The organism is Pseudoalteromonas sp. GB56 (assembly GCF_054923835.1).
The window spans coordinates 3123639-3138218 of sequence record NZ_JBPCHK010000001.1 but is presented as its reverse complement, the minus strand read 5'-3'; the positions used below and the strand labels follow the sequence as shown (position 1 = coordinate 3138218).

At 45.2% G+C, this 14580-nt stretch carries 14 protein-coding genes; 5 read left to right on the top strand and 9 right to left on the bottom strand.

The window, feature by feature from the left end:
• Nucleotides 1-74 precede the first annotated feature (74 nt).
• A complete protein-coding gene (locus tag ACH19P_RS14540) occupies nt 75-527 on the top strand; it encodes a thioesterase family protein (RefSeq protein ID WP_462159238.1) in 453 nt (150 codons plus the stop codon).
• An 86-nt stretch (nt 528-613) separates the two neighbouring features.
• Nucleotides 614-1510: an EamA family transporter RarD gene (rarD, locus tag ACH19P_RS14535; RefSeq protein ID WP_462159237.1), complete on the top strand. Its 897-nt coding sequence runs from the start codon at nt 614-616 to the stop codon at nt 1508-1510.
• On the opposite strand, the gene ACH19P_RS14530 is transcribed toward rarD, so the two are convergent.
• Both ACH19P_RS14530 and ACH19P_RS14525 read right to left on the bottom strand, forming a co-directional pair.
• Entirely contained in the window at nt 1485-2738 is a 1254-nt protein-coding gene (locus ACH19P_RS14530; protein ID WP_462159236.1) for a GGDEF domain-containing response regulator, read from the bottom strand. The genes rarD and ACH19P_RS14530 overlap by 26 nt on opposite strands.
• Nucleotides 2739-2821: 83 nt before the next feature.
• Nucleotides 2822-3196 carry a MaoP family protein gene (locus tag ACH19P_RS14525; RefSeq protein ID WP_462159235.1) on the bottom strand — a complete coding sequence of 125 codons (375 nt, stop codon included), beginning with the start codon at nt 3194-3196 and terminating at the stop codon, nt 2822-2824.
• Between the two features lie 94 nt (nt 3197-3290).
• Here ACH19P_RS14525 and ACH19P_RS14520 point away from each other — a divergent pair, with 94 nt between their 5' ends.
• Together ACH19P_RS14520 and ACH19P_RS14515 are read left to right on the top strand one after the other, a co-directional pair.
• Entirely contained in the window at nt 3291-4163 is an 873-nt protein-coding gene (locus ACH19P_RS14520) for a LysR family transcriptional regulator (protein WP_462159234.1), read from the top strand.
• A 141-nt stretch (nt 4164-4304) separates the two neighbouring features.
• Nucleotides 4305-5231: a porin gene (locus tag ACH19P_RS14515; RefSeq protein WP_462159233.1), complete on the top strand. Its 927-nt coding sequence runs from the start codon at nt 4305-4307 to the stop codon at nt 5229-5231.
• Nucleotides 5232-5276: 45 nt separating this feature from the next.
• On the opposite strand, the gene recG is transcribed toward ACH19P_RS14515, so the two are convergent.
• The 3 genes from recG to asnC all read right to left on the bottom strand — a co-directional run bounded on the left by recG (nt 5277) and on the right by asnC (nt 8660).
• Entirely contained in the window at nt 5277-7361 is a 2085-nt protein-coding gene (recG, locus tag ACH19P_RS14510; protein WP_462159232.1) for an ATP-dependent DNA helicase RecG, read from the bottom strand.
• 94 nt (nt 7362-7455) lie between these two features.
• Nucleotides 7456-8151: a tRNA (guanosine(18)-2'-O)-methyltransferase TrmH gene (gene trmH / locus ACH19P_RS14505; RefSeq protein ID WP_462159368.1), complete on the bottom strand. Its 696-nt coding sequence runs from the start codon at nt 8149-8151 to the stop codon at nt 7456-7458.
• A gap of 50 nt (nt 8152-8201) precedes the next feature.
• A complete protein-coding gene (asnC, locus tag ACH19P_RS14500; protein ID WP_462159231.1) occupies nt 8202-8660 on the bottom strand; it encodes a transcriptional regulator AsnC in 459 nt (152 codons plus the stop codon).
• Between the two features lie 157 nt (nt 8661-8817).
• On the opposite strand from asnC, the gene asnA reads away from it, so the two are divergent.
• Nucleotides 8818-9810, top strand: a complete 993-nt coding sequence (gene asnA, locus ACH19P_RS14495) for an aspartate--ammonia ligase (protein ID WP_462159230.1) — start codon at nt 8818-8820, stop codon at nt 9808-9810.
• Nucleotides 9811-9869: 59 nt separating this feature from the next.
• On the opposite strand, the gene ACH19P_RS14490 is transcribed toward asnA, so the two are convergent.
• The 4 genes from ACH19P_RS14490 to rpoZ form a co-directional block, all read right to left on the bottom strand.
• Nucleotides 9870-11489 (bottom strand): DUF342 domain-containing protein, encoded by a 1620-nt coding sequence (locus ACH19P_RS14490; RefSeq protein WP_462159229.1) that lies wholly within the window; start codon nt 11487-11489, stop codon nt 9870-9872.
• Between the two features lie 115 nt (nt 11490-11604).
• Nucleotides 11605-11997 carry a RidA family protein gene (locus ACH19P_RS14485; protein WP_462159228.1) on the bottom strand — a complete coding sequence of 131 codons (393 nt, stop codon included), beginning with the start codon at nt 11995-11997 and terminating at the stop codon, nt 11605-11607.
• A gap of 9 nt (nt 11998-12006) precedes the next feature.
• Entirely contained in the window at nt 12007-14112 is a 2106-nt protein-coding gene (gene spoT, locus ACH19P_RS14480) for a bifunctional GTP diphosphokinase/guanosine-3',5'-bis pyrophosphate 3'-pyrophosphohydrolase (protein ID WP_462159227.1), read from the bottom strand.
• Between the two features lie 117 nt (nt 14113-14229).
• Nucleotides 14230-14505 (bottom strand): DNA-directed RNA polymerase subunit omega, encoded by a 276-nt coding sequence (gene rpoZ, locus ACH19P_RS14475; protein WP_347392021.1) that lies wholly within the window; start codon nt 14503-14505, stop codon nt 14230-14232.
• Between the last annotated feature and the right edge of the window lie 75 nt (nt 14506-14580).

Sequence of the window (14580 nt, the reverse complement as noted above, 5' to 3'; positions counted from 1 at the left end):
AGCAAACAACAACCTTTGCTTAAAAACTAGACTCGCGTTAGGATTAACTGCTCATACCAGTTTAAGGTGATGTTATGGATAAAACACTCGCATATAATCAATTAGCGCATGTCTTTGCGAATATGCCTTTTAATCAACTGCTGGGAATTAGTATCTCTGAACTTAACAGTGAAGCTGCGAAAATTTCTATGCCGTGGCAAGAGCAACTGATTGGCAATCCACAGCAGCGCATACTTCATGGTGGAGTGATTTCCACGTTACTGGATACCGTTGGTGGATTACTTGCTGCCGCCTCGGTGGTTGATAAAGTCTCCGATAATGAAGCGCACACCTTACAATCTCGACTAGCCACACTAGGGACTATAGATCTGCGCACAGATTATTTACGCCCAGGTAAAGGAGAGCGATTTAGTGCCAGTGCAGTATTGATACGCTCAGGGAATAAAGTGTGTGTTTGTAGAATGGAATTGCATAACGAACAAGGCGTGCAACTCGCGTTTGGAACCGGAACTTACCTAGTCGGTTAGCCTATCTATTATTCGTTTTTAGTACACCTCGCTTCTTCATACGCTTTGGGTATAAAATAGCTTTTTATCTCTAAGTGATAGTTTCTATGTCGTCTGATCCGCAAGCCAAAAAGGGCATGTTGTTTGCCGCTATGGCGTTTGTTATGTGGGGTGTCGCCCCTATTTACTTCAAACAACTTTTAGAAGTCCCTGCACTGGAAATTCTTACTCATCGTGTGATTTGGTCTGTGCTTTTCCTTGCCGTAATAGTGGGTATATTAAAACAGTGGCATAAGGTGCAGTTTATTCTCGCAAAGCCTAAATACCTTATTTTATTGGTGTTAAGTGCTTCAATTCTTGGGTTTAACTGGGGCTTGTTTATTTGGGCAGTGAATAATGACCATATGCTAGATGCCAGTTTGGGGTATTACATCAATCCGCTATTAAATGTGCTCTTAGGGGTGACATTCTTACATGAGCGCTTACGTAAGTGGCAGATGTTTGCAGTGGCGCTGGCGGCCAGCGGTGTATTGATTCAAGTTATTAGCTTTGGTTCTTTCCCAACTGTGGCATTCGCATTGGCTGGCTCGTTTGCTATTTACGGCTTAATTCGCAAAAAAATGCCGGTGGAGTCTCTTCCTGGTTTGTTATTAGAAGCTGTTATTTTATTGCCAGCTGCTTTGCTGTATTGGTATTTCTCCGCGCCCACGATGAGCTCGAACATGAGCGATAATACATGGCAATTAAATTTGCTGTTGGTCAGTGCCGGTATTGTGACTACCTTGCCTTTATTGTGTTTTACAGCAGCAGCGAAACGTCTGCAGTACAGTACCATAGGCATTTTTCAATACATTGGGCCAAGTTTAATGTTCTTGCTTGCTGTGCTTCTATATGGTGAAGCGTTTGATATGGAGCGCGTGATCACGTTTGCGTGTATTTGGACTGCGTTGGTTATATTTACTTGGGATTCATGGCGCTTTAGTCGTCGTCAAGTTGACGCATAACTATTTGGTCACGGCCTTGAGATTTGGCTTGGTACATTGCTTTATCTGCAGCAGTAAGTAAGCGATCGAGGTCGTAGCAATGTGCCTCGATCAACCCGACCGAAACACTGATTGAAAATGTGTTAGATAAATAGTTAACCGCACGCGTACGCAGCTCATCACGAAATGCCATTAAGCTTTTATAAGCGTCTTGGTATCGTCCGTGCTTGAACACCAAAGCAAACTCTTCACCGCCCATTCTTGCAGTAAAGTGCTCATTAAAGTGCTTTTTTAATAACACTGAAAAATGCTTGAGTGCTTCATCACCACCATCATGGCCAAAACGATCGTTTATGTCTTTAAAATGGTCGATGTCTAACATGGCAACACAGATATTACGTTTGTGTTTTGCACAATGCTTAAGAAACTTTTGTCCGCTTCTGAAGAAGTGGCGGCGGTTAGCAAGGTTAGTGAGATCGTCATGATTAGCTTGTTGGTGGACTTTTTGAAATTGTTCCAGTAAATCCATATTTTGATTAATGCGGCAGTAAAACTCTTCTTCATTGAAAGGCTTGTTGAGATAGTCATTGGCACCATTTTTTAGGAAGCGGCTACTTAAGTGAGAGTTTGATGAGCTAGAAACACCGATAATCACTTTCTCTTCAGGGGTGAAGCGCTCGCGAATGTGAGCACACAACTCATTGCCATTCATGTTGGGCATTTCGCTATCAGTTACAATAATTTTAATATCGCTGTTAAGCTCTAGTTTTTTGAGTGCATCGACGCCATCTTCTGCTGTTTCAACTTGATAGCGTTGGCGTTTCAACAAATTAGACAGGTATTCACGCGTTGTGCGAGAGTCGTCGACAACGAGTACGGTGGTTTCTTCGTTACGCGGTAAACTTGCTAATCGCTTCTCAAGGTAATGATAGGATTGGCGGTTTTCTTTAGTGATGTATTCTACGATTGGTTTTTCATTGATACGACTGTGCACTTCATCATTGAGTTGTGCGGTCATGACAATGCAAGGGATGTGTTGGGAGATGATGAAGTCGATAGCTTCACCGTTGCTGGCGTCAGGGAGTATATAATCGACCACCGCACAGTAATAATTTGCCTGTTGACAGAATACTTTTGCCTGCGCAAGAGACTCGGCAAGATCAACGGTGTAGCCAGCGCGCTGCGCTATTAAGGTCTGTAATTTTGCAATCGTAGGGGTATCTTCAACTAAAAGTAAACGCCGTGGCATAGGCTCAGCATCGCTTAGCAACTGTTAGTTTTAGATTACCCCTTAATTTAACTTTTTAGCAAGTCGTCAATGATGACTATTTCTTAATCTAAGTCGTCAGTGTCAATCTCAACTTCGACTTCCGGTGCATCATAGCTGCGCTTGCGTCCAAATAAAGTAAAGAATCGTGCTTTACTCGTTGTTAATTTAAGGTACTTTATCCACGCTTTTTCGATTGGGTTAATCGGTGTAGACTGCCCAGTCGTAGCGGCAACAAAATGTGATTGAGTGTCGTTAATTGGTTCGATTGTTTGTTCTTGTAACGCTTTGAGTAAGCGACCATGATTCTCGATAATTTCAGACTCTTGGAGTGTGAAACTTCCACTGCGGCTAAAGCCTCTTGGGAATTTTTCATCGTTGTAGAACTTATGATCACACGGGAACGCTTTGCGTAACTCGACAAGTTGATTGGCCGTCATAGCAGACTCCTTTTTACAAGAGATTTCGGCTGGAGTATGGTACAGAAACTTAGTTTTATTAAACAAAAAATTTTTATCGTGAGGATAAAGACGAGTGGATATCGATTTACTTAAAACCTTTATCGAAGTGGCTCGCACTCGCCATTTTGGCCGTGCTGCTGAGAACTTATATATTACGCAATCTGCAGTGAGCTTTCGTATTCGCCAATTGGAGCAAAGCTTAGGCGTTAATCTGTTTCTCAGGCAACGAAACAATATCCAGCTCACACCGCCAGGTGAACGTTTACTGCCTCACGCTAAGCTAATAGTGACTGGCGTGCAGCGTGCCAAACTTGATGTGGCGCTAGCGGATAATATGCGTCGACAGTTAGCGTTGTGTGGGACCGCGAATATTTGGGATGCCTTTTTACAGTTTGGTATCGCCCATGTGGTGTCAGCGATGCCCGGTATCTCATTAGTCGCTGAGGTCAAAAACCAGCAAGAAAGTACGCGCTTACTGTTAGAGCGTACACTTGATCTGGCCGTCTTGTTTGATTTACCTAAAGTCGATGAGCTGTGTGTTGAACCTATTTGCACCTTAGATATCATTCCCTTATCTAGCTACCCAGATGCAACGGCCGAAACCTTCTTTAATAACCAGTATGTTTTCGTCGATTGGGGCACCGCATTTTCGTTATGGCATGCACGTAATTTTGCTAACTCAGCGCCACCGTATTTTCGTACTAGTACAGGCCGTATTGCACTTGAGCTTATTTTACAGTGTGGCGGCAGTGCATTTGTACCGCGTGTTCAAGCACAACAATACTTAGATTCAGGTGAATTATTTTTAGTTGAAGGGGTCCCGCAGACCTCTCGAGACATATTTATTGCCTTTCACAAAGACAATGAGCAAAAAGATTTAATCGAAAAATTACAACACCAGCTACAATTGCTAGGCGAGGAAGTGACTGAAAATAAAAGTGAATAAGTCATTAGTGTGACACTTACTTGTCAGTGAGATGACGATTTATTGAACTTTAAGTTTCACTTGTCATATTTCTGTAATTTAATGCTGGCAGACTGCCCGCATTGAAATTATGTGTTGCGATATTTTTTTGAGGAAACAACTATGAAATTTGCTCCTTCTGCTTTAGTAGTAGCGGTACTTTCAGGCTTATCATTTAACGCGCTTGCTGACACTAGCATCTATGGCAAAGTAAACGTGACTGCACAGTCTTCTGATGAAGGTGAAGGTTCATTCACTGAAATCAAAAGTAACGCCTCTCGTCTAGGCTTCAAAGGATCAGAGAAGTTAACTGACAGCTTGGATGTTGTTTACAAACTTGAGTTTCAAGTAGATGTTTCTGATGCTGATTCAAAAGGCGACAGTGACAATATTACTGCGCGTAACCAATATGTTGGTTTGAAAGGTAACTTTGGTCAGGTTGTTGTTGGTCGTAACGACACAGCGCTAAAGCAATCTCAGGGTAAAGTTGACTTATTCAGCGACCTGGAAGGTGATATTAAGAGTATTTTCAAAGGTGAAAACCGTCTAGGTAACACAGTTACTTATTCATCAAAAAGCTTCAATGACTTCCAAGTGATTGCAACATACATCGCTGAAGACAGTGTTGATGGTGATGACGGTTATTCAGTAGCGCTTACATACGGCGATTCTGGTCTTAAAAACAGTAAAGTATTTGCGTCAATCGCTGCTGATAGTGACGTGAAAGGCTACGACATCGTTCGCGCAACTGTGCAAACAAAACTTGCTGGCGTTAAGTTAGGCGCAATGTATCAAACGCAAGAACCAGCCGAAGGTGGAGAAGATGCGGATGGCTTCATGGTAAGTGCTGCATACGCTATCGACAAAACTGTGTTAAAAGCACAGTACCAAACAATGGACTTCGGTGGTGAAGACCGTTCAGGCATCACTGCTGGTGTAGACTATAAGTTCAGCAAAACAACTAAACTGTTTGGCTTCTACACTAAGTTCGACAATGACGCACAAGACGATAAAGACTACCTAGGTGTAGGTATCGAATACAAGTTCTAATACTGTATACGTGTGATGAAGGAGCCCAACAATGTTGGGCTTTTTTTATGCCTGCGCGTAGGTGGAACGGTCGCCCAACCAACGAATACACAGTGCTTTTGCTTGTTGTGGGTGTTCAACTAGAATTCGTTTTGCCACTGGACGAAGCTGACCAATAATCGCTTTATCTCTTTCTAAATCAGCCACCTTGAAATCTGCCATCCCAGTTTGTTTAGTGCCCAATACTTCACCCGGGCCACGAATTTCTAAGTCGCGCTCGGCAATGACAAAGCCATCGTTACTGTCTCGCAGCACACCTAGCCTAAGTTGTGCGGTATGTGACAGAGGTGCGTGGTAAAGTAATACACAATGTGAGGCGGCGGCTCCGCGACCAACGCGACCACGCAGCTGATGCAATTGCGCTAGGCCGAGCCGTTCAGGGTTTTCGATAATAATGAGGCTGGCATTAGGCACATCAACACCTACTTCTATTACAGTGGTGGCCACCAACACATCAATATTTCCTTGTTTGAATTGCTCCATTACTTGTTGTTTTTCGTCTGCTTTAAGACGACCGTGGACCAGCCCTACGCGCAATTCAGGTAAGCGTTCGGCCAGCTCTTCTGAAGTGAGTTGTGCCGCTTGGCATTGCAGCGCATCTGACTCGTCAATTAAAGTACAGACCCAATAAACCTGCCTGCCTTGCTCTTTAACAGCATTGAACACTCTTTGGATAACTTCCTCGCGGCGCGTATCGGCGATAGCAACGGTGGTGACCGGAGTACGACCCGGAGGAAGCTCATCAATCACTGAGGTTTCTAAATCGGCATAAGCAGTCATGGCTAAGGTACGGGGTATCGGTGTTGCCGTCATAACAAGTTGATGCGGGTAGCAATTGCCAAAACGGCCTTTTTCTCGCAGTGACAGCCGTTGGTGCACACCAAAACGATGCTGCTCATCGATGATGATAAGCACAAGGTTCTTAAATTCGACTTGTTCTTGGAATAGGGCATGGGTGCCAATGATCATCTGCGCCTGACCACAGGCGATGGACTCAAGCACTTGTTCTCTTGCTTTGCCTTTGGTTTTTCCCCCAAGCATCACTACGTTAATATCGAGTGGTTCAAACCAGCGGCTGAAATTCAGTGCATGTTGCTCGGCGAGAATTTCGGTCGGGGCCATCAAAGCAACTTGGTATCCGGCGGCAATACCGCACAGCGCACTTAGCGCAGCGACGAGTGTTTTACCCGAGCCAACATCGCCTTGCACTAGGCGCATCATTGGCAAAGGTTGCTGCATATCCGTTTTAATCTCAGCGACCACGCGTTGCTGGGCATTTGTAGGGCTAAATCCTAAAGAGTTAAGAAAAACGCTCTCTATGTCATGCGTTGGGGCAAGTGCCACCGCGTTGTGATCCTGTGCGCGTTGTCGCAGCGCTAACAGGCTAAGGTTATGTGCTAACAATTCCTCAAAAGCTAAACGTTGCTGGGCTGGATGTTCACCTAGTTCAAGTGTGGCCATATCAGCGTCAATAGGCGGCTCATGAATAAAGCGAATCGCGTCATTGAGTGCCCAACCAGCGGGGCGGTAAGTATCGGGAACGAGTTCTTCTATAGGGGCGCGATTAAGAATGGCAAGCGCTTGGGTCACTAAATTACGAATAGAGAGCTGCTTAAGCCCTTCGGTGGTTGGGTAAATTGCACTTAAATGACTTTGCTCGGGCAGCTCTTCATAGCTATCACTGATGCTGTATTCAGGGTGCGCCATTTCATAGCCGACTTTGCCACGGCGAACTTCACCAAAGCAGCGCATTATCTTGCCCGTTTGCATGGCATTTTTTTGTGCTGCAGAGAAGTTGAAAAAGCGCAGGGTAATTCTGCCACTGCCGTCATTGAGCTGACAAATTAGCATGCGCTTGCGGCCGAAAGTGATTGAAGCGTTTTCTATGGTTGCTTGTACACACACGTGGGTGTGGGGCAGCAATTCATTGATAGGGACGATACGCGTTCTGTCTTCGTAGCGAAGAGGTAGGTGAAACAGCATATCTTGAACGGTGTTAATGCCAATCTTTGCCAAGCGTTCAGCCATTTTCGGGCCAACGCCTTTAAGGTCGGTGATAGGGTATGTGTTCAGGCTCGGCAACAGTGGCATCCTTCAATCAGTGTTAACTCAAGTGTACTGATTGAAGGGGTTTGCTTTCAAGTGTTTAGGGTGTGTTTGCCTGCTCAGCACTCACCGGTTACGGTTACTTTTTGCGTTTGTAGCGCAATACATCCCAAAATGCTTCATCAGCAATGATTTCACCTTCGTCATCGAGTGCGGGGTAAGCGAGGCCCTTTTCTTTGCATTGATGCGCAATAATTGGGTGGCACCCTTCAAAAAGGAGGGTGTGCTTAACATCTTCATCTAGCATGTTGCGCTCATACAGGCCCTTGGCTTCACGTTGGCGTTGTGCTTCGTACAATATCAAAGCCGCTGCAACGGATACATTCAGTGATTGAACCATGCCCTGCATTGGAATAACGATGTGCTTATCTGCGTGTGCCAATGCTTTGTCTGAGATCCCTTCACGTTCCTGACCAACGATAAAGGCCGTTGGCAAGGTGTAGTCGATGTCGCGGTAATCAACGGCCTCATCAGACAAATTGGTTGCCAGTAATTGCACACCAGGAATTTGCTCTCGGATTGCAGCGACGGCAATGTCGATGTCATCATGCATATGCGTATCAACCCAGTTTTTACTGCCACCCGAGGTGTTGTTGGTTAGACGGCGCTGCTCTTTAGGCCACACAGCATGAACATGATGACAACCCACCGCATCAGCAGTGCGCACAATGGCGGAAAGATTATGGTGCTTGTGTACTTCATCAAGACACACAGTGAGATCTGTCTGTCGTCTGTCTAATACCTGTTTTACTCGGTGATAACGCTTTTGAGTCATGGCCATGGGAAAGTGCAATAAAAAAGTGCCGCGATTATACGCGAATGTTGTTATGGGGTCACACTCCGATTAATCGGGTTTTGTAAGGAGATCAGTGTTTCTGTCGACTGAATCGCTTCAATTGCCTGAATTTTATTGATAAGTACATCTTGTAAGTGCTCGATTGAGCGTGCCATTACCTTGATAAATATGCTGTAGTTGCCCGTGGTGTAATAAGCCTCGACGACTTCATCTAATTCGCGCAGTAACTCCAATGTTTGTGGATAGTCGCGCGCATTGTTGAGGTTTATCCCAATAAAACAACAGACGTCATAGCCCAAACGCTTGGCGTCTACGCTGACTTTGGTGCCGGTGATCACACCGGCTTGGCGCATTTTTTCAATGCGCACATGAATCGTTCCCGCACTCACAGCAAATTGTTTTGCTAATTCCGCATACGGTGTGCGGGCATTGTCCATTAAGGCGCCAAGTATGGATTTATCCAGATTGTCGAATCGATAATTTGTCACGGCAAAAACCTTATTAAATTAGATTTTATTTAATATTTTAAAGTTAAATTGATTTTTATTTTTATGTAAAGCTATTTCTGTTAGATGGTATTGAATGTTTTCTCGTGTGAGGTATTGTTTTATCAACAAAACAAATGCAGCAATGGGAATGAGGGCCATGAGCAGAGAATATATTGAGAGTCAGCGACAGATAAGCGCCGTTAAGCAGGTTTTTTCACAGCAATTGTCACAGGCATTGAACTTAATTGAAGTGCAAGCACCGATACTGGCACAAGTGGGTGACGGTACTCAGGATGAATTGAGTGGCCATGAAAAAGCAGTTTCAGTGCAAGTGAAAACAATCCCAGATCAACGCTATGAAGTGGTGCATTCACTAGCGAAGTGGAAACGTAAGACACTGGCGCAATACGGTTTTGAAGTGGGCAGCGGTTTATTCACCAATATGAAAGCATTACGTCCAGATGAAGACAGATTAAGCCCCATTCACTCTGTGTATGTTGACCAGTGGGATTGGGAAAAAGTGATTTGTGAGCGCAGCGAACGTAGCCTTGCATCGCTTAAAGACACGGTTCGCCAAATTTATGGAGCAATTAAAGCCACCGAAGCCTACGTGAGTGAGCAATTTGGTATTGAACCAAGGCTTGCACAAGAAATTCACTTTATTCATGCTGAAAAGTTGCGCCAAGCGTATCCTGAGTTAAGTGCAAAAGAGCGAGAGCGCGAAGTGTGCAAACGTTTGGGGGCGGTGTTCTTAATCGGCATAGGTGGTGCACTTGCTGATGGGCAACGTCATGATGTGCGTGCGCCAGACTATGATGATTGGTCGACAACAGGTGAGGATGGTTTGCCTGGTTTGAATGGCGATATTTTAGTATGGAACTCGGTACTTGATGATGCGTTTGAGATCTCATCAATGGGCATAAGAGTCTGCCCTGAGTCGCTTATGACTCAATTAGAATTAAGTAGCCAGAGTCACAAAGCACAGATGCCATGGCATCAGGCATTGCTCGCCAAAGAGCTGCCACAAACCATCGGTGGCGGTATCGGGCAGTCACGATTAGCGATGTTGTTGTTACAGAAAAAGCACATTGGTCAGGTACAAGTGGGAGTGTGGCCCCACGAAGTGAAACAACGAGAAGCCTTGTTATAAACTCCCTAAACACAAACGGCACCCGATAAGGTGCCGTTTTTTGTGGTTATTTAGACGCGTTAACTGGTTTTAAATTCCACTTCAATCTTGCTCTTTTCTAACTTCACAGTGCAAGGTGGATATTGGCGAGCAGTTTTCAGTAATTTATCGAAGATTTTAATCTCAACACCAGGATTCAGTTTCTTATGGGCAACTAAATTTGCACCAGAGAGAAGGTTATTCAGTGTGTTTTCCAATGAACTGAGTTTGGTTTCCAATTCGTCGGCTTGCTGAATGAGGCTTAGCTGCGTCTGGCCGATTTTATCGATCAGCTGTTTCTTCTTTTCAGCATCTTTCACAGCTTCTGCTTTTTCGAGAGCTTCTTGTAATGACAGTAGTTTTTCATCGGTATACGATAGTTGCGCGACACATTCGTCATTGTCGGCAGTAATATCCGCACCGCGAGAAACAAGATTTACTTTCATTTTGGCACCCGATTCACTGCCAATTTCGCCAGCTTCTAAACGCAGTGCATCAACAATTTCTCCGCCGAAAAGAATGCCATTTGGTTTATCGGGTGGCCCGACAATCACACTGTCGATAGCTTTAATTTGGCAATGACTTGCTTGTCGGTCAACATAAACATTGGTCGCCTCAAGGTAAGCGTATTGCGCATGGCTAATATGAATGTTCCCGCCTGCAGTAATTTGACAGGTTAGATCTTGGTTTTCATTTTGGTGGTTGGGGTGACCAAATGCCCCTTGTTTAATGACCACATCGCCAGATGCGTTCAAAATGGCTGATTCAACCGTGCCCATTACGCTAATGTCACCTTTGGCTGTCACACGCATGTTGGGCGCGACGCCTTGAGTGATAAGTACTGAGCCATCGAAATCGATATGTCCGCTTTTAACGGTCACTTCGGCGATAGTAAAAATATCGTCAACACGCATGCCATTGCCTGTTTCGACTGGCACACCGACTACGGTTGCTATGAGCTGCAATGGATTCTCAGGATTAATTTGCGTGCCTTCACCCGCGGTCAATGTTATTTGCTCACCCGCTTTAGGTTCGAGCACATCGCCTGTCACGGTAAAGCCTTCAATGCCAGGCGTAGCGGGTTTTTGCGTCATTAGCAGAGCGCCGGGTTTTACGCTGGCCATCTTACCAAAGTCGCGCATATCGACGGTGCCGTCTTCCCGACGCGTTGGTTTGTTTACACGGTCTCGCAACGTCTGTGTTTCTTTAATCAGCTCGCTGGGTTTGCCATCGACTGGTAATCGCCCTTTGGCGAGCGTGCCTTTTACTGTACTTCCAGGTGGGAGTTCAAGCTGCTGCTTGAGTAACTTTTCTAAGAGTGCTTGCTGGTATCCACGACGCACACCTGCAACCACGATGGCTTTTTTACCATCTTGAAGGCTCAGCATTTTACCGCCTTGTGCTGTGGTTAAACGTCCGACTGCTGACATGTTGTCATCAGCCACCGTCACTTCAAGAATTGCATCTACTTTCTTAGCCACAACAATTGTCGGGCCAGTTTCCTTGCCACTGTAGTATTTATCAATTTGTTCGTCATCGACTTTGCAACCTGCAAACTCAGAGTTTTGAAGAGCCTCTAAGAGTAACGCCTTTGTTGGGGGAGCGGGTGAGTCTTGAGTGATGTTGAACAGTATGTTGCCGTTATGGGCTAATCTAAACACTAATAATTCCTTGCAAGCACACGACTTAGATATGCGTTGCAATACTGTATGAGATTTGTAAGAAGATTGGAAGTGTTTGGGAGTGGGGTAGCTAAAACTACCCCTATTGGGTACGCTAGTTGGTTGAAGGCAATTCCATGATGCCGTCAATCTCAACTTGAGAGCCTTTTGGTAGTTCTTTTACTCCGATAGCAGCGCGAGCTGGATAGGGGGTTTTGAAGTATTGGCTCATAATTTCATTTACGGTTGTAAAATTACTTAAGTCAGTAAGGAAAATATTTACCTTTACCATGTCTTGTAATTCACCACCGGCTGCTTCACAAACAGCAATGAGGTTTTTGAATACCTGATGTGTTTGCTCGGCAAAATCGTCTGATACCATTTCCATGGTGCTCGGCACGAGTGGAATTTGGCCAGAAAGGTATACCGCAGTACCTACTTTTACAGCTTGGTTATACGTACCGATAGCTGAAGGAGCCTGATCGGTAGAGATAATAATTTTGTTCATGATCTTCCTTTATTTTTTACGATAGACCTTTTGTACATCCTGCATGACTCGTATGCGGCGCATAATATTAGCGACGTGAATTCTGTCTTTCACGGTGATACCCAGGTCAATTACGTAAAGGTTACTTTCTTTTTCGTCAGTTTGTAATTCAACGATGTTGGCCCCTGTTGAGGCAACTAAACTCGTTAGTTTTGCAAGAGCACCTTGGTGGTTAATAATTTCCACACGCAGTGCAGCTATGTATTCTTTCTCTGAGTTATCTTCCCACTTCACGACGAAGTATTTTGATGACTCGTTTTGCCAACCGCGAATGTTTTTACATTCATGACGGTGGACGGTTAGGCCTTTGCCTTGGCTTACATAGGCGACGATGTCATCACCAGGCACAGGTCGGCAGCACTTAGAGTAGTTTACCAACATGCCTTCGGTACCGATGATAGCGGCTTTAGTCGATTGTGTTAGCTTATCGAGATCGGCGGCATCACCTTGTAACAGGCGTTTTGCAACTAACACGCTCATAATATTGCCACAGCCGATTTCCACAAGTAATTCGAGCACAGTATTAACTTGATGCTCTTCGAGTACGCGGCTAATGCTTTCATCGCTGATGTCGTCGAGTTTGTGCTCGCCAAGTGACGAATCTAACAAACGACGCCCCAGTTGCAAGGCCTCTTCATGGCGCTGGCTCTTAAGGTAATTGCGCACACACAAACGCGCTTTGGCAGTCACGATGAAGTTTAACCAAGTCGCATTTGGATGGGCCCCTGAGCTGGTAATAACTTCAACTGTTTGCCCTGTGTCTAAGGCTTTGCTCAATGGGTGTGGTTTACGGTTTACTCTCGCGCCCACGCAGGTGTTACCAACGTCGGTGTGAACTGCATAGGCAAAGTCAACGGCCGTTGCCCCCATAGGTAATTCAATGATGCGTCCATCCGGGGTGAAGACATAAATCTCTTCTGGGAAGAGGTCAGTTTTTACGTTCTCAACGAACTCAAACGAAGAACCAGCGCTTTGTTGTAACTCAAGCAGCGATTGCATCCATTGGCGGGCACGCTGCTGCGCAGTATGACCTGAATTCTCTCCGGCTTTCTTATACATCCAGTGCGCTGCAACCCCTTTGTCGGCCATGTGATCCATATCGAGCGTTCTGATTTGAATCTCAACAGGGATACCGTGCGGGCCAACGAGTGACGTGTGCAGCGACTGATAGCCGTTGGTTTTTGGTACGGCTATGTAATCTTTAAATCGCGTTTCAATTGGTTTGTAGAGGTTATGAGCCACCCCGAGTACTCGGTAGCAGGTGTCCATGCTGTCGACGACAATGCGAAATGCGTAGATGTCCATCACTTCATTGAACATAAGCTCTTTATTTAGCATCTTACGGTAGATGCTGTACAAGTGCTTTTCGCGACCAGACACTTGCGCTTGAATACCGGATTCTCTTAGGCGAGATTCAATTTCGCCTTGGATGTTACTGATCACCTCTTTACGGTTACCGCGTGCTTTAGCTACTTCTGATTTCAGCGCGCGATAACGCATTGGGTAAAGGGCTTGGAAACCAAGATCTTCCAACTCATTCTTGATGTCATGAATACCGAGTCGGTTGGCGATAGGGGCAAAGATCTCAAGAGTTTCACGGGCTATACGTCGGCGTTTTTCAGGGCGTAATGAACCCAACGTACGCATGTTATGTGTTCTGTCGGCAAGCTTGATGAGGATGACACGAATATCTTGCGTCATCGCCATGATCATTTTGCGGTAGTTTTCCGCTTGGAATTCTTTTTTATCTTTAAAACTGAGCTTGTCGAGTTTACTGACACCTTCCACTAAGTCGGCGACTGTTTCACCGAAAATTTCCGCCAAGTCTTGTTGGGAAAAGTCTGTGTCTTCAATAACATCATGCATGAGAGCAGCCATGAGGGTTTCATGGTCCAGCTTCATGTTTGCGAGAATTTGCGTTACTTCAACGGGATGGGTGATATAAGGTTCGCCACTTGAGCGAAACTGCCCCTCATGGGCTTCTCTGGCCACTACATAGGCTTTTTGAACCAGCGCCACGTCATCGGGGGCTAGGTATTCAGAGATTTTTTTCTTGAGTCCTTCAAATAGGTACATTCACGCTCCAAACACAACGAGGCGATATTTAATAATTAAAATGAATATACGATGAAAAGAGAGGAAAGCCAACGGCTGCAGAGAAATAGCAGCCGTTTAGAGAGCGTTAAAATACGCTTATTGGTTACCGCCTACGATAGCCGCAACAGCTGCCATTTCTGCAGCTTCTTGGTTTTGCTGCTCTTGGCGCTCAATTGCGTCTAATGTATCAACGGTGATGTGGCCTTGCTCGATTTCACGTAAAGCGATAACCGTTGGCTTATCGTTTTCCGCCTCAACCATAGGGTCTTTACCGCCTACTGCGATCTGGCGTGCACGACGTGCCGCGACAAGGATCAGGTCAAAACGGTTGCCAATTTTATCTACTGCATCTTCAACAGTTACGCGAGCCATGCTTCACTCCAAAATTTAATTCTGTAAACGCGTAGTTTACTTCAACACCAGCTTAAGGCCAATAGCCTTGAGGGG